This window comes from Acinetobacter puyangensis, from assembly GCF_900096995.1.
Classification (GTDB): domain Bacteria; phylum Pseudomonadota; class Gammaproteobacteria; order Pseudomonadales; family Moraxellaceae; genus Acinetobacter; species Acinetobacter puyangensis.
Map to the genome: position 1 here is coordinate 38,401 of NZ_OANT01000014.1, position 18,916 is coordinate 57,316.

Below are 18,916 nucleotides of genomic sequence, written 5' to 3' on the forward strand. Positions count from 1 at the left end.
ATCATTGTATAACAATGATAAGGATGGTGCCCGGGGCCGGACTCGAACCGGCACGCTTTGTGGGCGGGGGATTTTAAATCCCCTGTGTCTACCTATTTCACCACCCGGGCGTGAGCGTGATAATAGAGGACAATGTTTATAATGACAAGATCTAAGTGGGTTTAATTGCATTAATTATGATCAAAGGTGATGATAATAAACAAAAAGGAGTAAATTGAGGCTGTTATATCGCGTATGAATGAATAAACTTGAATCATGATTTTGGATAGAAGCTAAATCAAAATATATTGCGCTATATTTCTATTGTGTCATGAGATGTTCATTAAAGTGATATCGGGCTTTCATATTGCGCCTGTAGGGTGCTGCTAATGTTATTTTATGAGCAAGATCATGACGAAACATCTCAGCCGTAGAGAATTATTGCAGCGTACCTTATTGGGCTTTGGCGCATTATCCTTGCCAGTTTCACTGACTGCATGTAATAACGATAACGACGATACAACAGAAAATGCGATTCAAGTTGAATTTTTACATGGTGTGGCAAGTGGTGATCCATTATATGATCAAGTCATTTTATGGACACGAGTTACCCCTAAAGATAATAGCAGTCGCTTAAATGTTATCTGGGAAATAGCAACAGATCAACAGTTTAAAAATCTTGTCAATTCTGGTGCAGTTCAAACATCAAGTGTGTCTGATTTTACGGTCAAGGTCGATGCAGATAAATTATCAGCAGGGCAGCGTTATTTTTATCGGTTTAAATGTGGAACAACGTATTCTCCGGTTGGGCAAACCAAAACATTACCCAAAACTGCCATAGAAGTGAAATTTGCCGTATGTTCTTGCTCGAATTATCCGGCAGGTTATTTTTATGTCTATCGTGAAATGGCAAAACAGGATGTTGATGTGGTACTTCATCTTGGTGATTATATTTATGAATATGGTCAAGATGGCTATGCGACTGAAGATGCTGTAAGCCTGGGACGTACACTGGCAGAAGATAATCATCAGGAAATTATTCAACTAGATGATTATCGCAAGCGTTATGCCTTATATCATACCGATCCGGATTTACAGGCTGTACATCAACGTCATCCCTTTATTGTGATCTGGGACGATCATGAGTTGGCCAATGATACTTGGCGTGAAGGTGCAGAAAATCATCAGGATAACGAAGGCAGTTTTCTGGATCGAAAACTGGCAGCATTACAGGCATATTTTGAATGGATGCCGATTCGACCTGTATCTGAGAATGATCATTTAAATATTTACCGTCAGTTTAAATTTGCTGATCTGGTTGATCTGACCATGCTGGATACCCGCATTCTGGCAAGAGATCAACAGCTTGAGTATGCTGATTATATTTCTGCTCAAGGTGTGGATTTTGAAAAATTTCAGCAGGATTTAACCAACCCAATTCGGACTTTATTAGGTTATCAACAGCGAGAATGGTTACAAACTCAATTGAGCCAATCCACTGCGGTATGGAATGTGTTGGGACAGCAAGTGTTGATGAGTAAGATGTTGATTCCAGCAGAATTGTTATTATCTCTTGGTGCGATTACCAGCGGTAATGCAACTGCCGATGCACTGGCTGCCATGAATGCGACAATCACCGAATTGGTGATGTTGAAAATGCGTATGTTACAGGGCGATCCAACATTAACCGTGGAGGAAAAAGCCAGATTACAAACGGTTGCACCGTATAATCTGGATGCATGGGACGGTTATTTTGCCGAACGGGAAATTCTTTATGCCACCTTAAAAGCACTGAATAAAAAGGTCGTAGTGTTGGCAGGTGATACGCACAATGCCTGGGCATCTTATCTGCATGGTTATGATCAAACATATGTTGGGGTAGAGCTGGCAACAAGTTCGGTATCTTCACCAGGTATGGAAAAGTATCTGAATATTCCTTTGGCACAGTTACAGCAGTTTGAACTGGCCTTTACCACATTGATTGATGAACTGGCCTATTGCAATCTAAATCAGCGCGGTTATTTATTGGTAAATTTTGATCAGTCTCAGGTTCAGGCACAGTGGATATTTGTAGATAGTATTAAAACAACCGAGTATCAAGTGGATGAATCTCGTAAGTATGAATTGGTGCTGGATGTAAATTTGCTGGAAGTTCAACAAACGCAAAAAAGTGCCTAAGTCGAACATTTGAATTTTAAAATGGATAGACCTGATGCAAATTAGGTTTATTGTCTTGTATTCAGAATTTTTAGACATAAAAAACCAGCTTACGCTGGATCTTTATTTGCACCATTTATTCTATGATTAAATAAATGGTGCCCGGGGCCGGACTCGAACCGGCACGCTTTGTGGGCGGGGGATTTTAAATCCCCTGTGTCTACCTATTTCACCACCCGGGCTTGACCAAATTGGAGGCGGAGGTCGGAATCGAACCGGCGTCCACGGAGTTGCAGTCCGCTGCATGACCACTCTGCCACCCCGCCACATTTGGTGAAGCACATATTAACAATGTTTTGAAAAAAAACAATACCGTGGCGTGTGAATGTGCACATAAAAGCAACATATAAAAGAAAATTAAAATTTCAGCAGTGATTCATCGCTATTTATCTTGAGCGAGAATTTAACTTATGCGCGATATGATGTAATCCATAGATGAATGTTTAATAAGCTTTGCTAATCATGTATGATTTGCAACATTGATTTTTCACCAGAATTGGAGTTGCGCTGTGGCATTGGTATTAGATGGTCGTGCATTGGCAAAGAAAATTGAAGCAGATTTATTGCAACGTGTTGAACAATTAAAACAAAAATCTGGTCGCACACCGATTCTGGCCACCATTTTGGTTGGCGATGATGGTGCATCTGCTACTTATGTGCGTATGAAGGGGAATGCCTGCCGTCGTGTCGGTATGGATTCCTTAAAAATTGAATTGCCAGAAGAAACCACGACAGAACAATTGTTGGCCGAAATTGAAAAGTTAAATGCAAATCCTGATGTGCACGGTATTTTATTGCAGCATCCGGTACCTGCACAAATTGATGAACGTCTTTGTTTTGATGCCATCGACTTAAATAAAGATGTTGATGGAGTGACATGCCTTGGCTTTGGTCGTATGGCGATGGGTGAAGCTGCATATGGTTCTGCTACGCCACAAGGTATCATGACCACATTACAACAATATGGGATTGAAATTGCCGGTAAACATGCAGTCGTGGTGGGTCGTTCTGCGATTTTGGGTAAACCCATGGCAATGATGTTATTGCAGGCCAATGCAACAGTGACAATTTGCCATTCACGTACGCAAAATCTGGCAGAGCTGGTCAAACAGGCGGATATTGTGGTTGGTGCAGTGGGTAAAGCAGAACTAATTCAAAAAGACTGGATCAAACAAGGTGCAGTTGTGGTCGATGCCGGATTCCATCCTCGTGATGGTGGTGGCGTGGGTGATATTCAATTACAAGGTATCGAAGACATTGCATCGGCATATACACCTGTGCCGGGTGGTGTAGGGCCAATGACCATTACTACACTGATTCGTCAGACTGTGGAAGCAGCCGAAAAAGCCTTGGCTTAGTTCAATATGATAGCATTGCGTCAAGTGCCTCAGCATTTGCTTCAGGCACTGCATAAAATTATTCCAGATTGTGAGTTAATGGCACAACAATTGCCTGAAACACCTATATCTTTATGGTTGATTCCACCGGTTTTCTCGCATGATCGGCTGGATGATGAGGTGATTCGCCGTATCTGGAATGATACACCGTACTGGATTTTTTGCTGGGCATCGGGTTTGGCAATGGCACAATGGTTATTGAATGAGCCACAGCATGTGCGAGATAAAGTGGTACTGGATTTTGGTGCCGGTTCTGGTGTGGTGGCGATTGCCGCAAAGCTGGCAGGTGCCAAACGGGTAATTTGCTGTGATATTGATCCTGTTAGTTTGGCAGCTTGTCGTGAGAATGCCAGATTGAATGGTGTTGAACTGGAATATCTGGACGATCTATATCAGGCGCAGCCCGTTGATGTATTGTTGGCGGCTGATGTGTTATATGACCAGTGTAATCGTTTTTTTCTTGATGATTTCCTGAAATTTGCCGATGAGGTTTGGGTTGCCGATAGTCGGGTTAAAAACTTTAGTCATCCCAACTATCAAAAGCTTGATGAAAGAAGTGCAACCACATGGCCCGATCTGGATGAAGCACACGAGTTTCGTAATGTCAGTTTTTATAAAACCTTATAATTCTTTTCATGGAATTGCTGAGGCAAGTGTTTAATTGCCTCTACTTCAAAAAATTATGTTGGTGAACAGGTATAGCGAATCACTTTTAATGTACTTGGGCGGGTTTCCAGTGCCTGACGTTTTGAATAGTCTTCACTATTGGTGCTACTCGGGGTATTGGATAAACCAAAAGAGGTTTGGCTTTGCCCGAGTTTAACCCCTGCCTGTGCAGATTGTGGTTGCTGGTTGTTTATTTCTGCGGTGCTGAGTATTGTAATTGCAAATGAAGTGTTTGCTCCCAATACTTGTTGGCAGGCACGATGTAGTTTTTTTTGTTCATTTTGGTCTTTACTATTCGCCGCAAGGGTATAACGCAGAGTCGCAGCATTATTGCTTACATTTTCGATTTCAAAGCCAGTTACACCGTTATAGGGTTGTGGTTTGGTTTGACAGGCTGTGAGCAGGAAAAGGCTGGAAAGGGTGCCCAGTAAAATGAGTGCTTTCATGATAGATTCCTCGGTGATTATAAATAGTATGGCATAAAGCAATCGTTTTGCGTATTGCAAATTATTTTTCTGTGCTAGCGCATTAAGGCGGCGTGTAAACACTGAGATTGTCTTTTTGCTGTCGGTCAGCGGTGATTTCTGTATGATGATCTAATGAGTTTTTAATGCAAGTAAAACGCTGATCAAACACAAATGTATATAGATGATTGAGTAAGTAAGGATAGTTAAAATTGCCAAAGACAAATAAAAAATATATCGTCGCTTTTGATCAGGGCACGACAAGTTCAAGGGCGATCGTGTTTGATCATGATGCCAATGTCGTCAGTATTGCACAAAAAGAATTTACCCAAATTTATCCAAAAACAGGTTGGGTCGAGCATGATCCGATGGAAATCTGGGCCACTCAAAATGCAGTCTGGGTTGAAGCACTGGCGCAAGCTAACATTTCCAGTGAGCAGATTGCAGCCATAGGCATTACCAATCAGAGAGAAACCACCATTATCTGGGATAAACTGACGGGCAAGCCGATTTATAATGCGATTGTCTGGCAAAGTCGTCAAAGTACCGCGATTTGTCAGCAACTTAAGCAGATGGGATTGGAGCAACATGTAAGGCAAGTTACGGGACTGGTGATTGACCCGTATTTTTCCGCAACCAAGATTAAATGGATTTTAGACCATGTTGAAGGGAGTCGGGAACGAGCCAGAAAGGGTGAGTTATTGTTTGGTACAGTAGATACCTGGTTGATCTGGAAACTGACACAGGGTGAGGTCCATGTTACCGATTATACCAATGCATCGCGTACCATGTTATTCGATATTGAAAAATTACAATGGGATGACACCTTATTGCAGGCACTGGATATTCCCAGAGAAATTCTGCCAGAGGTACGTTCATCATCGGAAGTATATGGCTATAGTCATACCGTAAGTGGACAAGAGATTCGTATTCCGATTGCAGGGATTGCAGGTGATCAACAAGCGGCTTTGTTCGGGCAAATGTGTGTGCATTCAGGTCAGGCAAAAAATACTTATGGCACTGGCTGCTTTCTGCTGATGAATACGGGGAAACGTATTGTACAGTCAGAGCATGGTTTAATTACGACGATTGCCTGTGATGCGCAAGGTGGCGTTAGTTATGCGCTGGAAGGGGCAATCTTTAATGCAGGGTCTAGTGTGCAATGGTTGCGTGATGAAATGAAAGTCATTCATGACTCGCATGATTCTGAATATTATGCAACCAAGGTCAATGATAATAACGGGGTCTATGTTGTGCCTGCATTTACTGGATTGGGTGCACCATACTGGGATCCGGATGCACGGGGGGCAATTTTTGGTTTAACCCGAGGAGCAGGTGTCGAACATATAATCCGTGCAACACTGGAATCGATTGCCTATCAAACCCGTGATGTACTTGATGCCATGCAACAGGATGCACAGCAAAAATTAAAAACCTTGCGCGTCGATGGTGGTGTTACCAGCAATAATTTTTTAATGCAATTTCAGGCAGATATTCTACAGGTAGAGGTTGAACGTCCGACCATGAAAGAAACGACGGCAATGGGCGCAGCATTTTTGGCAGGATTGGCGGTGGGATTCTGGTCAGATCTACAGGAATTAGAAAATAAAACCTCTATTGAACAGATATTTCAACCGCAACGCCAACCAGATGAAGTGTCTAAACTGTATCAAGGCTGGTTAAAAGCTGTTGCACGCACACGCGATTGGGCAAAAGATGAGGTTTAAAACTACTGACACCATTAAATTGCAAAAGTAAGGAGCACAATTTTAAGGTTATGAATTATATTGGTTAGCATATTATAAAGGTGGTGGATATGCCTCATAACAAGATTGCAAAAGAAAAAATATATGATATTGCCATCATTGGTGGAGGTATCAATGGTGTGGGAATTGCTGTCGATGCAGCAGGTCGAGGGCTATCGGTATTTTTATGTGAGCAGGATGATTTAGCCAGTCATACTTCTTCTGCCAGCAGTAAATTGATTCATGGCGGATTACGTTATTTAGAACATAAAGAATTTAGATTGGTCAAAGAAGCACTGGCAGAGCGTGAAGTGCTATTGAAGAAAGCGCCACATATTATCAAACCAATGCGTTTTATCATGCCGCATCGTCCACATTTGCGTCCAGCATGGTTAATTCGTACGGGTTTATTTTTTTATGATTATTTGGGTAAAAGAGAAAAATTACTCGGTTCGAATCATGTTTATTTTAAAGCGGATAGTCCTTTAAATGCTGCAATTACACGAGGTTTTGAATATTCAGACTGTCGTGTTGATGATGCCCGGCTGGTGGTGTTGAATGCCGTGCATGCCCGGGAAAAAGGCGCACAGATTGTAACCCGGACACGTTGTTTAACTGCACAGCAAAAACAGACATATTGGCAATTGATGTTGCAAGATCAACAGGGACAATATCAGATACGGGCAAAAGTGCTGGTAAATGCCGCAGGCCCATGGGTAGCACAATTTATTCAGGAAAAGTTAAAGCTGAAATCGCCGTATGGTATTCGTCTAATACAAGGCAGTCATATTATTGTGCCTAAACTTTATCCGCAAAAAAATGCATTTATTATGCAAAATGATGATCGGCGTATTGTTTTTGCGATTCCGTATTTGACGAAATACACCCTAATTGGAACAACTGATCGGGAATATCAGGGCGATCCGGCACAAGTGAAAATTACGCTACAGGAAATCGATTATCTATTGCAAGTCAGTAATGCCCATTTTAAAAAACAGCTGACTCGGCAAGAGATCGTACATACTTTTGCAGGTGTACGTCCTCTGTGTGATGATGAGTCGGATAATCCGTCTGTGATTACGCGTGACTATACGCTGGCTTTATCGAAAGTGGAGGCTGAGCAGGCACCATTATTGTCAGTATTTGGGGGGAAATTGACGACCTATCGTAAACTTGCAGAATCTGCCATGCAGCAGCTTAAACCTTTTTTCACCCATCTCCCCCTTAGCTGGACTGCCTATGAGGCTTTACCTGGGGGAGAGAATATTTCCTCAATTGAACAGCTTGTCATTGAAATTAAAAATCAAGTTGCTGATACACCAGAGGATCTGGCACATCGTTGGGCAGACAATTATGGTTCACGTATCTGGGCTATTTTGGGCACGATTAATTCAGTCGCACAGTTAGGACAGGATTTTGGTCATGGTTTATACGCATTAGAAGTTGATTATCTATGCCAACAGGAATGGGCTGTAACTAGTCAGGATATTTTATGGCGACGCAGCAAATTGGGTTTGAATTTTTCTGATGATGAAGTTGCCGTACTGGATCGGTATTTAAACTCATACCATAGAGGTGCAGCAAAAGAGGTAAATTAAATCATTTTCAGATAATAAAAGGTCGCCGTAGCGACCTGATTATGTATGATAAAAACCAAGAGAATTAATATTTAAACTTTAAGGCAACTGAGTAGTTTGCAGGTTCGCCATAAAAGGCCTGACCATCAGTAAAGCTATTTAAATACTTTTCATTGGTCAGGTTATTACCATTGGCTTGAATAGTAATATGTTCGTTAATCTCATAACTTGTCATTAAACTCAATAATGCGTAAGAATCTTGACGTATATATGCATCATAAGTTGAATCATAACGTTTGATATTACTTTGCCATTGTAGGCCGGCGCCTACTTTTAATTTTGGAATAGTAGGCGGGATATACGTCGTTAATAGATTAAATGTTTGATTAGGATTATAGGTTCGTGCAGTGCCGCCATTTTTTAGATCTTTTAGGCTAAACTGTGTATATCCTAATGATACATTAATATTGTCGGTCAGTTGCCCTGATAACCCGACTTCTACGCCTTGTGAGCGTAGGTTGCTGATACCAACTTTACGATTCAGTGGATTGCCATCTGAGGAGCGTAAAGGATAATTATTTTCTTCCGTTCTAAAAATTGCCACCGTACCAGTGAGCTTATTGTCTAACCAAGCACTTTTTACACCGAGTTCATAACTTTTGCCTTCAATCGGGTCAGCGACTTGACCGGTTGCTTCATCTACTGAAGTTTGCGGACGGAAAATGGAAGTATAGCTTAGATAACCGGTATATTCAGGGGTGAAGTTATAGGTGATCCCTGCATAAGGAGAAAATTTACTTTCGTTATAATCCATCGCTGAACCATAACTTACTCCTTTACTTTTAGCTTGAATATAATTACCTCCTAGGATAACTTTCAGTTCATCATTGAGATGGAGGCGGGTAGCTGCATAAAAAGATCTGTTGTGTTGAGTATATTTCGCAGCCTCAGAGTATGCAGACCATGTCACGTTGGTCGGTGTCCAGCTTGCCCAACTCGTCGTGCATTGGGTTGTATAAGCCTGCTCACCAGATCCACGTTCGCAAAGCCCTACATTGCTATCTAAGATTATTCCGCTTTGTTGATCATCGTTCTGTTCATTTTTGGAGTAGGTATAACCTAGAATGGCTTCATGCTCACGATTAAACAGATCAAACTTTCCTTGTAGATTAAAATCGGCAATTTGTAATTTATTGAGTTCTCGTCCACCCCAGGCTGTAAAGTCTACGTTTGAGCCGTCTGAAGTTGGATAACCATAATAATATAAAAGCTGACTTTCACGGTCTTTTTTGTTTAAGTTATAGCTTAGATTGGCAGACCAGGTATTTAAAAACTGTTGTTTAAGTTCGATAAATGTATTTTTTGATGTGTTATCCCAGTATGTCCAGTCTGGATTAGGATTATAAGAGCGGTCATAACTGATTTGTTTGCCTGATGAATCTAGCAAGGGTAATGCACCCCAATTTACTGCATTGGGTTTTCTATTATCTTGACTATGACCAATCGTTAGAAGTGTGCGATCAGTAATATCCGCTTCTATACTTGCAGCGAAACCATTTTTTTCTACAGAATAATGATTTAAATATGAGTCACCAGTTTGTTCATAACCCAGTAGTCGCGCACGAATACGGTTATCATTGGTTAATGATCCTGAAACATCCGCTTCATAACGTTGTGTATTCCATGAACCATAACTGATAGCAGCATTCGCTTGAAATTCTTTGCTTGGTCGCTTACGGATATAATTAATTGTTGCACTTGGGTCACCAAAAGCATTCATTAATGCATTGGCACCTTTAACAACTTCAATGCGGTCATAAAAATAGCTGTCTGGATCTGTGTCATTATAATTCCAGTTACTGGCTGGAAAACCCACACCATCAACTAAAATATTTGAAATTTCAAAACCGCGTGAGGTATAGACTGAACGTTCTGTTTCTGAGGCTAACACAGTTACCCCAGGGGTATTATTTAATACATCTCTGGAACTGGTTAAGCCGAAATCATCAATTTGTTGTCTAGTTACCACATTAATAGTTTGAGGGGTTTGTTTTGCTTCAATATTAAGTTTGGTCGCACTTGAGCTATTTTTGATGGTGTAGGCTTTACTTGCCTCGGAGCTGGTATCATCTGTTGCTTTAACTTCAATGGTGGCCAGTTGCTGTACATCATCATTTGCAAGGCTGGTCATACTGATGATGGAGGTACTACAACATAATGCAATGTAGAGGCTGTGATAAGGGAACAGACGAGTGGAAGGCATGATATAACACCAGTTAATAGTAATGTTTATAATTATCATTTATGACTAGGATTATTGCAATAATGTGTAAAATTTATTTCAATAAAAAAGGCCGCCACAGCGACCTTTTATTTACTTACAGGGATATTTATGCAGATTTAACAGCGTTTAACAATTCAGCCTGACGCACTTTTAATGCTTGCGGTAAACGCTCGCCCAGTTTGTTAAATAATTCTGTGTGGCTTTCAATCTCTTTTAACCACAGATCTTTATCCTGAGAGGTCACTTTATCAAAATCTTCTGATGAGAAATCAGTACCTGTCCAGTTAAGATCTTGGTAGGTTGGAACAAAACCAATGGGTGTTTCAACCGCATTGGCACGACCTTCTACACGGTTAATGATCCATTCCAATACACGGGTATTTTGTCCAAAACCTGGCCATACAAAGTTGCCATCTTCATCACGACGGAACCAGTTGACATTGAAGATTTTTGGTAATTTATTGCCAGCAGATTCTGCTTTTTCAGCAACTTTTTCACCCATTTCCAACCAGTGATTGAAATAGTCTGCCATGTTGTAACCCGTAAATGGCAACATTGCAAACGGATCACGACGTACAATACCTTGTTGTCCAACCGCAGCCGCAGTTGTTTCAGATCCCATGGTTGCAGCTTTATATACGCCATCTACCCAGTCAAAGGCTTCGGTAATTAATGGCACGGTGTCGGCACGTCGACCGCCAAAGATAAATGCAGAAATCGGTACGCCCGCTGGATTTTCCCAATCGGCATCGATAGAAGGGCATTGTGCCGCAGATACGGTAAAACGTGAGTTTGGATGTGCAGCTTTTTCACCGGCGACATGAGGCTGACCTTTCCAGGTAATTAGGTCGGCTGGGGCTTCTTTGGTTAAACCTTCCCACCAAACTTCACCATTTTTAGTCACTGCAACATTGGTATAGATCACGTCTTTATGCATTGTTGCAATACAGTTTGGGTTGGTTTTGGTATTGGTACCTGGTGCAACACCGAAAAAACCTGCTTCTGGGTTAATGGCGTATAAGCGACCATCTTCACCTGGTTTGATCCAAGCAATATCATCACCGACTGTTTCAATTTTCCAGCCTTCGTAACCTTCCGGTGGAATCAGCATGGCAAAGTTGGTTTTACCGCACGCCGATGGGAATGCAGCAGCGATATAATGTTTTTCGCCTTGAGGATTGGTAACACCTAAAATTAGCATATGTTCCGCTAACCAGCCTTGTTCACGACCCATTGCAGACGCAATACGCAGTGCCAGACATTTTTTACCTAGTAGTGCATTACCACCATAACCAGAACCGTAAGACCAGATTTCACGGGTTTCTGGATAATGCACAATATATTTTTCGCTGTTGCAAGGCCATGCAACATCTTTTTGACCTTCTTCCAGAGGTGCTGCAACAGTATGTACACACGGCACGAATTCGCCATCAGTACCGAGCACATCGTACACTGCTTTACCCATACGTGCCATTTTGGTCATACTGACTGCAACATAAGGAGAATCGGTTAATTCAATCCCGATCTGTGCAATATGACTGCCCAATGGACCCATTGAGAATGGCACCACATACATGGTACGACCTTTCATTGAACCATCAAACAAACCATTGAGTTTGGCACGCATTTCATTTGGTGCCTCCCAGTTATTGGTTGCACCAGCATCTTCTTGTTTTTCAGAACAAATAAAGGTGCGATCTTCTACACGGGCAACATCAGATGGATCAGAATTTGCAAGATAAGACCCGGGATGCTTTTCTTCATTTAATTTTTGCATGGTGCCGTTTGCAATCATCAGGTCGATTAGACGTTGATACTCTTCTTCGCTGCCGTCACACCATTCAATTTTGGCTGGTTTGGTTAACTTGGCAATTTCTTCAACCCATGCGATAAGCTTGGGATGACGAACGAATTCTGGTGCGTTCACTTGGGTCATGTTGAGGCCTATAAGTAAAAATGTACAAAGTACAAATCATCACCGCGATACAGTGACATAAATGACTAAAAAATTGTGGGCGTATTAAAACATAGTTCAAGTTAAATGATAAGCAATTGAATTTGGCTTGTGAAAAAATGGAGTGATATTTTGATTTAAAAATCTTTTTAATCTAATGTGTTACAAGTCAACATTTATTTTTTTGATAAAAAAATGTCATATATTTCCATGGGAAATACCAGGAGATTTACTTGTCATCGTATCGTTATTGCAAATGCCTTATCGTTTTCTTAAGCAATCGTCTATGATAACTGATATGCAATAAACAAATAATGCTTTTAAGAGAAAAATCATGCATATAGCCCAGCCATTATCTATCGTTATGAATGTTCGTTCTGGACATCATGGACAGGGGCATGAAGTGGAAATGCAACTGATAGCCCAAACCCTTGAAAAAACTGGTTTTGCAGTGGAGATTTTTTTTACGACTGAAGATTTTCCTTTGCAGCAATGTATTCGAACTGCGATTGCCAGACATCAATCTTTTGAAATGGGTAAACAGGGATTGATTGTTGCAGCAGGGGGCGATGGTACGATTAATGCGGTGGCTCAGGCATTGGTTCATACCCAAATTGAGCTGGGCATATTGCCACTGGGCACGTTTAATTATGTCGCACGGGCACTATTTATTCCAATTGATTTGCCTGATGCTGTACAAAACTTAATTGATGGCGAACCCCGTGCGATCCATGTGGGGCAAGTGAATCAGATGATTTATCTGAATAATGCCAGTATCGGTCTTTATCCTGTGATCATTGAAAATCGTGAATATTATAATAAAAAGTTTGGGCGTTTTCCTTTGATCGCTTACCTGTCCGGACTAGATGTGCTGGTGAAATCACATAAGCACTATAATCTACAGCTTAAAATTGACGGACAACAGTATCCTTTGGATACCCCGATGGTGTTTTTTGGCAATAATCAATTGCAATTACAAGACTTGCGTTTAAAGCTGGCAGCATGTGCTGCACAGGGCAAATTGGCTGGTGTTGCGATTGGCAAAGTGAGCCGGTGGCAATTATTTCGGTTGATGATTAAGTTATTAAAAGGGGAGTTGGAACAAGCCGAAGATGTTTACAGTTTTTGTGCGGATCATGTGGAAATTTCCGCCACACGACCACTGATGAAAGTTGCATTGGATGGTGAAATATTAAAATTGCGTACCCCTTTAAAATTTTCTGTTTTGCATGATGCAATTCAAGTGAGAGTGCCACGTGTTGTTACATCTGTCTGATTTGCATTTTGGTACAGAACAGCCTGATCGAGTACAAGCGATTAGGCAATTTTGTCTTGATCACCCACCGGAATTGATTGTGGTCAGTGGTGATCTCACGCAGCGGGCACGGCTCCATCAATTTTATTTATGCAAACAATTTTTGGAAAGTTTGCACTGTCCTTATCTGGTGGTGCCAGGCAATCATGACATTCCGCTTTATCATGTTTGGCGACGTTTTTTTTCACCCTTCAATCGTTATCAATTATTTTTTGGTTCTCCCGAAAATGTGATGCAGACAGAACATTTTTATGTGATTGGCGTGAATAGTATTCGACCTAATTATCATACCAAAGGCTATGTTTCAACCGAACAAATATTGCGGGCGACGCAATTATTACAGCAGGCACCTGAACACTTATTGAAGTTTATCGTTGTTCATCAGCCATTTTATACCGAACCTGATGATAAACATGGCAGTAAAGATTGCCCCGTACTGGGTGAAATTGCCTTACAGCACTGGACTAAAGTCGGACTAAATGGATTGTTACATGGTCATTTACATCATTCTGCGGTGTATGATTTAAATCAGCTTTATCAATTGCCGGGTACTCAGGCGGTGTTGGATATTCATGCCGGTACTGCGTTGTCATTTCGGTTGCATCATGGACAGCAAAATGGCTTTAATCTGATTTATCCTGATGGAAAAATTGATGGATTTTTATTTAATCCTGCCACACAAATATTTGAAAAAGATCAGACATTATGGAAGTGTTGAGTTAATGGATTAAAAAATATACAAATCATACAAAAAAATTAAAAATTCCCCTTGAAGCTAAAATTTGTAACCCCACTACAGAAGCAACAATTTTTTATATCAAACATAAAAGTTGTGCAAAGGGTATTTCATAATTTTTATGTTGTTAATCTAGACTAAGTCTGATGGAGTTAAAACATGAGCAACATTCGTCCGTTACATGATCGCGTTGTGGTAAGACGTGTAGAAGAAGAAACTAAAACTGCGGGTGGTATCCTTTTACCTGGTTCTGCGGCAGAAAAACCATCACAAGGTGAAGTGATTGCTGTAGGTAATGGTCAAATTACGGATAACGGTGTACGTGCACTGGATGTAAAAGTTGGCGATAAAGTATTGTTTGCCACTTACTCGGGTACAACAGTAAAAGTAAATGGTGAAGAATTATTGATTCTTAAAGAATCAGATATTTTAGCTGTATTGGAAGACTAAATATCTCGATTAATATCTAAAACGATTTTAGATAAATAAATAGTCAGATTAAATAGATAAATGATACTTGGAGTTTAACATGTCAGCAAAAGACGTAAAATTTGGTGATTCAGCTCGTTCAAAAATGATTGCAGGCGTAAATGTGCTTGCCGATGCAGTAAAAGTGACTTTAGGCCCTAAAGGTCGTAACGTGGTGATTGACCGTTCATTTGGTTCACCCCACATCACCAAAGATGGTGTAACGGTTGCTAAAGAAATCACATTAAAAGATAAATTTGAAAACATGGGTGCACAATTGGTGCGTGAAGTGTCTTCAAAAACCAATGATGTTGCAGGTGATGGTACAACCACTGCAACTGTACTGGCACAAGCTATTTTAAATGAAGGGATCAAATCAGTTACTGCTGGTATGAACCCAATGGATTTAAAACGTGGTATTGATCTGGCTGTAAAAGTAGTCGTTGAAAATATTCGTACTACAGCAAAAGCAGCTGACGACTTTAAAGCAATTGAACAAGTGGGTTCAATTTCTGCAAACTCTGACCATACGGTTGGTAAATTGATTGCACAAGCCATGGAAAGAGTGGGCAAAGAAGGTGTAATCACTGTAGAAGAAGGATCTGGCTTTGAAGATGCGCTGGATGTTGTAGAAGGTATGCAGTTTGATCGTGGTTATATCAGCCCATACTTCGCCAACAAACAGGATACTTTGACTGCGGAACTGGAAACACCATTTATCCTGTTGGTAGATAAAAAAATCAGCAATATCCGTGAATTAATCACAGTATTAGAAGCAGTTGCCAAAACTGGCAAACCACTTTTGATCATTGCTGAAGATGTTGAAGGTGAAGCACTGGCAACATTGGTTGTGAACAACATGCGTGGCATTATCAAAGTCTGTGCGGTTAAAGCACCTGGTTTCGGTGATCGTCGTAAAGCAATGTTGCAAGATATTGCAATTTTAACGGGCGCAACAGTTATTTCTGAAGAAGTTGGTTTGTCTTTAGAACAAGCGACACTGCAAGATTTGGGTACTGCGCATAAAGTGACTGTATCTAAAGAAAATACAGTGATTGTTGATGGTGCAGGTGATGCCAATGCAATTGCTGAGCGCGTTCAACAAATTCGTGCACAAATCGAAGAAGCTACTTCTGAATACGACAAAGAAAAACTTCAGGAACGTGTGGCTAAACTTGCCGGCGGTGTTGCAGTGATTAAAATCGGTGCAGCAACAGAAGTTGCAATGAAAGAGAAAAAAGATCGTGTAGATGATGCGCTTCATGCAACACGTGCTGCGGTTGAAGAAGGTGTGGTCGCTGGTGGTGGTGTTGCTCTGGTTCGTGCCATTGCTGCGCTTGACGGCTTAACAGGTGCTAATGATGACCAAACTGTTGGTATCAACATTTTACGTCGTGCCATTGAAGCACCTTTACGTCAAATCGTTTCCAACTCTGGTGATGAGCCATCCGTTGTAATCAATGCAGTGAAAAGTGGTGAAGGTAACTATGGTTACAATGCTGCAACTGGCGAATATGGCGATATGTTGGAAATGGGTATCCTTGATCCTGCAAAAGTAACGCGTTCTGCACTTGAGCATGCTGCATCTGTGGCTGGCTTGATGTTAACCACAGAAGCCATGATCACTGACATTCCAGAAGATAAACCTGCTGCACCAGATATGGGCGGTATGGGTGGCATGGGCGGTATGATGTAAGCTGCTCAGCTATGGTTTAAATTATTGTAATTCAAAATAATTTAAACTTAATGTTTTAAGCTTACTCATCGTGTTACTCACATTTGGGTAGGCTACAAGAAAGGTCGCAAATAAAAGTTTGCGGCCTTTTAATTTTTCATTGATCGGTTATTTTAATTATAATTACTCCTTCTAATTGGTAGACCCATTATTTTAAGGTAGTATTGTTATATCGTACGATATAATTTTTACTGGTGAGCGAAATGTCTAAAACAATCCGGGCAAGAACAATAGATAAAACAACACCATTTACCATGGTTTTAGATGTAGACGTCATTTTTGATTCAGAAGCAAATGTATGGGTAGCAGATTGTGAGCCTTTATGTATTGTTACAGAAGCGAGTAGTTATGAACAAGTGATCCAACAGGTACGAGAATTAGTACCTGAAATGCTACAAGAAAATAATATTGATTTAGGTAACCAGAAAATTTATCTTAATTTTCAGCATTTAGATGAGTCAGCGATTGCCTAATGGGTGCTGGTTTTTATGCTATTGTGCTGGAAATAATCAAAAGGCATGGTTGTGTCTTTATAAGACAAGCGAAAGGCAGTCATGAAATATGGTTTAGCCCCATAAGCAATAGAAAATTTACAGTACATTGCACAGTTGCTTCCAGACATTCTGCAAATAAAATATTAAGAGATGCTGGTATAAATGAAAAATTATAAATAGATTTTGATCTGATTGACCAAATTATAGTAAACAAAAATCCCTGTATTTAATATGATTTAAAAAACAAATATTAGATCAAGAGTAAGTGCATTTAAGCCAAGATACGGAAATTTTTAAATAATTATCAAAATTCAAAAACACAAATAAATCCATGAATTTTATTGATTTAATTATTTAAAAAAAATTCTAGTATGGGACATCACCTGTCCATCCTATTGATTATTATGGTTGAATTAACATTGTATTTAAGAAAATAGATGATCATAGTCATTAATATAGAATTAGTCTTAAAATTGTTGATATAGAGATTACATATCGTGTATAAAAACATTGATCAAGTGTGATCTACCTTAAGAAAATCGTTGTTACATGAATCAAGTAAGAAAACTTTTGAATTGTTAAGCTGTTTGTGAAAATTAGAGTATTGTGGGAAATAGACAAAAATGTCGAGTAAAAATCAGTTAAATGTTGAGCAGCAAAAAGAGTATGCGATGTATCCTGTGCAAGAAATCCAGCGGTTGTACGAAATCCATCAACACTATCAAATGCTACTTATACAAATAGACCAGCTTAAAGTGGAAAATTATTCGCTTAGGCAGGAAATATTGGAATTAAATAAAAATGCTGCAAATAACAAAGCAGACTAAATTGATTCATAGGTATACAATTTAAAACGATTGCTATTTAAAAAATTCTGATTTAACAACATGATAAATTTTGGTGATAGGAAATATTTTTATCTCGATGAGGGGGGAATTTTTATCAAAATTATTCCCAAATGAGGATATTGATAAAAAAGTTTTAGGATTATCCTAGGGAAATATAAAGATGAGTGGGGAGTCTTATAATGAATGAAGTGATAGCGTTAAAGCGAAGTATGCCGAATAAAGAAGCAATATATGCACAATATCCTATAGGTGAAATTAAAAGATTATATGATTATCGGTTGAAATATCAGGTGCTAAGTGAGGAAATTGGGACGTTAGTAAAAGAGAATCAACAGCTTAGAGAAAAAAATATTACAATTGAAATCTATGCTGTCTGACCTGAATGATGAGTAAGATGCTCACGGAGCATCTTGCTGTATAAGCATTTCATCAATCAAATGATAAATAAGAAATTTTTGCTTATTATTAAGTTTTTCAAACTTATTGGCTAGGTCACCAAGCTGGATGGGGTGATTATATATTAATCCTTGATCTGGTTTGGATTCACTCGGTTGTTCTTCACCAAAACGTAGCCATTGGCTTGAGGTATCTAACCATGTTGCGAGGATCTGTAATTTATCCTGATTGGGAATAGCGTTACCTGACAGCCAATTACTGGCTGTTTGTACGCTAATGGATTGCCCGCTATAGCGTAAATTAAACTCCCGAGCCAACCAAGTGGGACTATTGACTGGCCAGCTGTATTTGGCCAGTTGTTGTTTAAGCCGTTGACTAAAGGCCTCTTTTGCATTTTTTTCCTGCATAAAACTACAATCGATGTTCAAGTAACTTTGGATAAGTTAACATGTTCTAAATCAAGTTTTGATTGATAAAGTGTTGTAAAAATAATTCTTATCATTTCATTTTTACTAATATTTATATAGATAAAAGATAAATGTAGATGGGGTTGTATTTTATATAACTTAATGTTTTTAAATATTAAATTTTGGTTTTCTTACTATTTTATTTAATGTTTTTATCTCTTTGCATGATTGAGT

Annotated in this window: 17 protein-coding genes and 3 tRNA genes; 13 read left to right on the top strand and 7 right to left on the bottom strand. The window is 39.8% G+C overall.

Translation table 11 applies throughout. The annotated features are described in order from the left end of the window. Positions 1–24 precede the first annotated feature (24 nt). Positions 25–110, bottom strand: a tRNA-Leu gene (locus CRO21_RS16265). Positions 111–390: 280 nt separating this feature from the next. On the opposite strand from CRO21_RS16265, the gene CRO21_RS16270 reads away from it, so the two are divergent. Beyond that, complete coding sequence (locus CRO21_RS16270; RefSeq protein WP_097080365.1) at positions 391–2,157, top strand: alkaline phosphatase D family protein; 1,767 nt, start codon at positions 391–393, stop codon at positions 2,155–2,157. A gap of 135 nt (positions 2,158–2,292) precedes the next feature. Here the strand turns inward: CRO21_RS16270 and CRO21_RS16275 are convergent. Together CRO21_RS16275 and CRO21_RS16280 are read right to left on the bottom strand one after the other, a co-directional pair. Next, a tRNA-Leu gene (locus tag CRO21_RS16275) sits at positions 2,293–2,378 on the bottom strand. A gap of 10 nt (positions 2,379–2,388) precedes the next feature. Next, positions 2,389–2,462, bottom strand: a tRNA-Cys gene (locus CRO21_RS16280). 243 nt (positions 2,463–2,705) lie between these two features. Between CRO21_RS16280 and folD the strand changes: the two genes are divergently transcribed. Together folD and CRO21_RS16290 are read left to right on the top strand one after the other, a co-directional pair. Then, positions 2,706–3,554: a bifunctional methylenetetrahydrofolate dehydrogenase/methenyltetrahydrofolate cyclohydrolase FolD gene (gene folD, locus CRO21_RS16285; RefSeq protein ID WP_097080366.1), complete on the top strand. Its 849-nt coding sequence runs from the start codon at positions 2,706–2,708 to the stop codon at positions 3,552–3,554. A 6-nt stretch (positions 3,555–3,560) separates the two neighbouring features. After that, entirely contained in the window at positions 3,561–4,220 is a 660-nt protein-coding gene (locus CRO21_RS16290) for a class I SAM-dependent methyltransferase (RefSeq protein WP_097080367.1), read from the top strand. Between the two features lie 53 nt (positions 4,221–4,273). Here CRO21_RS16290 and CRO21_RS16295 read toward each other — a convergent pair whose 3' ends face one another. Next, complete coding sequence (locus CRO21_RS16295) at positions 4,274–4,705, bottom strand: hypothetical protein (RefSeq protein WP_097080368.1); 432 nt, start codon at positions 4,703–4,705, stop codon at positions 4,274–4,276. A 230-nt stretch (positions 4,706–4,935) separates the two neighbouring features. On the opposite strand from CRO21_RS16295, the gene glpK reads away from it, so the two are divergent. Both glpK and glpD read left to right on the top strand, forming a co-directional pair. Continuing rightward, a complete protein-coding gene (glpK, locus tag CRO21_RS16300; RefSeq protein ID WP_097080369.1) occupies positions 4,936–6,450 on the top strand; it encodes a glycerol kinase GlpK in 1,515 nt (504 codons plus the stop codon). An 89-nt stretch (positions 6,451–6,539) separates the two neighbouring features. Then, the gene (gene glpD, locus CRO21_RS16305; RefSeq protein WP_097080370.1) at positions 6,540–8,066 is read left to right on the top strand and encodes a glycerol-3-phosphate dehydrogenase; all 1,527 of its coding nucleotides are present in this window, start codon (positions 6,540–6,542) and stop codon (positions 8,064–8,066) included. A gap of 64 nt (positions 8,067–8,130) precedes the next feature. Here the strand turns inward: glpD and CRO21_RS16310 are convergent, their stop codons facing one another. Further along, a complete protein-coding gene (locus CRO21_RS16310) occupies positions 8,131–10,308 on the bottom strand; it encodes a TonB-dependent siderophore receptor (RefSeq protein ID WP_097080371.1) in 2,178 nt (725 codons plus the stop codon). Between the two features lie 127 nt (positions 10,309–10,435). After that, on the bottom strand, positions 10,436–12,265 hold the full coding sequence (locus CRO21_RS16315; RefSeq protein ID WP_097080372.1) for a phosphoenolpyruvate carboxykinase (GTP): 1,830 nt from the start codon (positions 12,263–12,265) through the stop codon (positions 10,436–10,438). Between the two features lie 352 nt (positions 12,266–12,617). Here CRO21_RS16315 and CRO21_RS16320 point away from each other — a divergent pair, with 352 nt between their 5' ends. The 8 genes from CRO21_RS16320 (at position 12,618) to CRO21_RS16355 (ending at position 18,256) form a co-directional block, all read left to right on the top strand. Next, entirely contained in the window at positions 12,618–13,559 is a 942-nt protein-coding gene (locus CRO21_RS16320; RefSeq protein ID WP_097080373.1) for a diacylglycerol/lipid kinase family protein, read from the top strand. Further along, a complete protein-coding gene (locus tag CRO21_RS16325) occupies positions 13,540–14,316 on the top strand; it encodes a metallophosphoesterase family protein (RefSeq protein WP_097080374.1) in 777 nt (258 codons plus the stop codon). The genes CRO21_RS16320 and CRO21_RS16325 overlap by 20 nt, the downstream gene beginning before the upstream one ends. Positions 14,317–14,493: 177 nt before the next feature. Further along, positions 14,494–14,784, top strand: coding sequence for a co-chaperone GroES (gene groES, locus CRO21_RS16330; protein ID WP_097080375.1), 291 nt, complete (start codon positions 14,494–14,496; stop codon positions 14,782–14,784). A gap of 79 nt (positions 14,785–14,863) precedes the next feature. Continuing rightward, a complete protein-coding gene (gene groL, locus CRO21_RS16335) occupies positions 14,864–16,498 on the top strand; it encodes a chaperonin GroEL (protein ID WP_097080376.1) in 1,635 nt (544 codons plus the stop codon). Between the two features lie 242 nt (positions 16,499–16,740). Further along, entirely contained in the window at positions 16,741–17,010 is a 270-nt protein-coding gene (locus CRO21_RS16340; protein WP_097080377.1) for a DUF1902 domain-containing protein, read from the top strand. Next, the gene (locus CRO21_RS16345; RefSeq protein WP_097080378.1) at positions 17,010–17,207 is read left to right on the top strand and encodes a type II toxin-antitoxin system HicA family toxin; all 198 of its coding nucleotides are present in this window, start codon (positions 17,010–17,012) and stop codon (positions 17,205–17,207) included. The genes CRO21_RS16340 and CRO21_RS16345 overlap by 1 nt, the downstream gene beginning before the upstream one ends. 447 nt (positions 17,208–17,654) lie before the next feature. After that, positions 17,655–17,858: a hypothetical protein gene (locus CRO21_RS16350; RefSeq protein WP_097080379.1), complete on the top strand. Its 204-nt coding sequence runs from the start codon at positions 17,655–17,657 to the stop codon at positions 17,856–17,858. A gap of 200 nt (positions 17,859–18,058) precedes the next feature. After that, positions 18,059–18,256: a hypothetical protein gene (locus CRO21_RS16355; RefSeq protein ID WP_097080380.1), complete on the top strand. Its 198-nt coding sequence runs from the start codon at positions 18,059–18,061 to the stop codon at positions 18,254–18,256. A 21-nt stretch (positions 18,257–18,277) separates the two neighbouring features. On the opposite strand, the gene CRO21_RS16360 is transcribed toward CRO21_RS16355, so the two are convergent. Then, a complete protein-coding gene (locus tag CRO21_RS16360; protein ID WP_097080381.1) occupies positions 18,278–18,682 on the bottom strand; it encodes a hypothetical protein in 405 nt (134 codons plus the stop codon). Between the last annotated feature and the right edge of the window lie 234 nt (positions 18,683–18,916).

Coding starts and splice junctions, on each gene's coding strand:
- CRO21_RS16270 (WP_097080365.1), top strand. CDS start 391: ATGACGAAACATCTCAGCCGTAGAGAATTATTGCAGCGTACCTTATTG.
- CRO21_RS16290 (WP_097080367.1), top strand. CDS start 3,561: ATGATAGCATTGCGTCAAGTGCCTCAGCATTTGCTTCAGGCACTGCAT.
- CRO21_RS16295 (WP_097080368.1), bottom strand. CDS start 4,705: ATGAAAGCACTCATTTTACTGGGCACCCTTTCCAGCCTTTTCCTGCTC.
- glpD (WP_097080370.1), top strand. CDS start 6,540: ATGCCTCATAACAAGATTGCAAAAGAAAAAATATATGATATTGCCATC.
- CRO21_RS16310 (WP_097080371.1), bottom strand. CDS start 10,308: ATGCCTTCCACTCGTCTGTTCCCTTATCACAGCCTCTACATTGCATTA.
- CRO21_RS16315 (WP_097080372.1), bottom strand. CDS start 12,265: ATGACCCAAGTGAACGCACCAGAATTCGTTCGTCATCCCAAGCTTATC.
- CRO21_RS16320 (WP_097080373.1), top strand. CDS start 12,618: ATGCATATAGCCCAGCCATTATCTATCGTTATGAATGTTCGTTCTGGA.
- groES (WP_097080375.1), top strand. CDS start 14,494: ATGAGCAACATTCGTCCGTTACATGATCGCGTTGTGGTAAGACGTGTA.
- groL (WP_097080376.1), top strand. CDS start 14,864: ATGTCAGCAAAAGACGTAAAATTTGGTGATTCAGCTCGTTCAAAAATG.
- CRO21_RS16340 (WP_097080377.1), top strand. CDS start 16,741: ATGTCTAAAACAATCCGGGCAAGAACAATAGATAAAACAACACCATTT.
- CRO21_RS16345 (WP_097080378.1), top strand. CDS start 17,010: ATGGGTGCTGGTTTTTATGCTATTGTGCTGGAAATAATCAAAAGGCAT.
- CRO21_RS16350 (WP_097080379.1), top strand. CDS start 17,655: ATGTCGAGTAAAAATCAGTTAAATGTTGAGCAGCAAAAAGAGTATGCG.
- CRO21_RS16355 (WP_097080380.1), top strand. CDS start 18,059: ATGAATGAAGTGATAGCGTTAAAGCGAAGTATGCCGAATAAAGAAGCA.
- CRO21_RS16360 (WP_097080381.1), bottom strand. CDS start 18,682: ATGCAGGAAAAAAATGCAAAAGAGGCCTTTAGTCAACGGCTTAAACAA.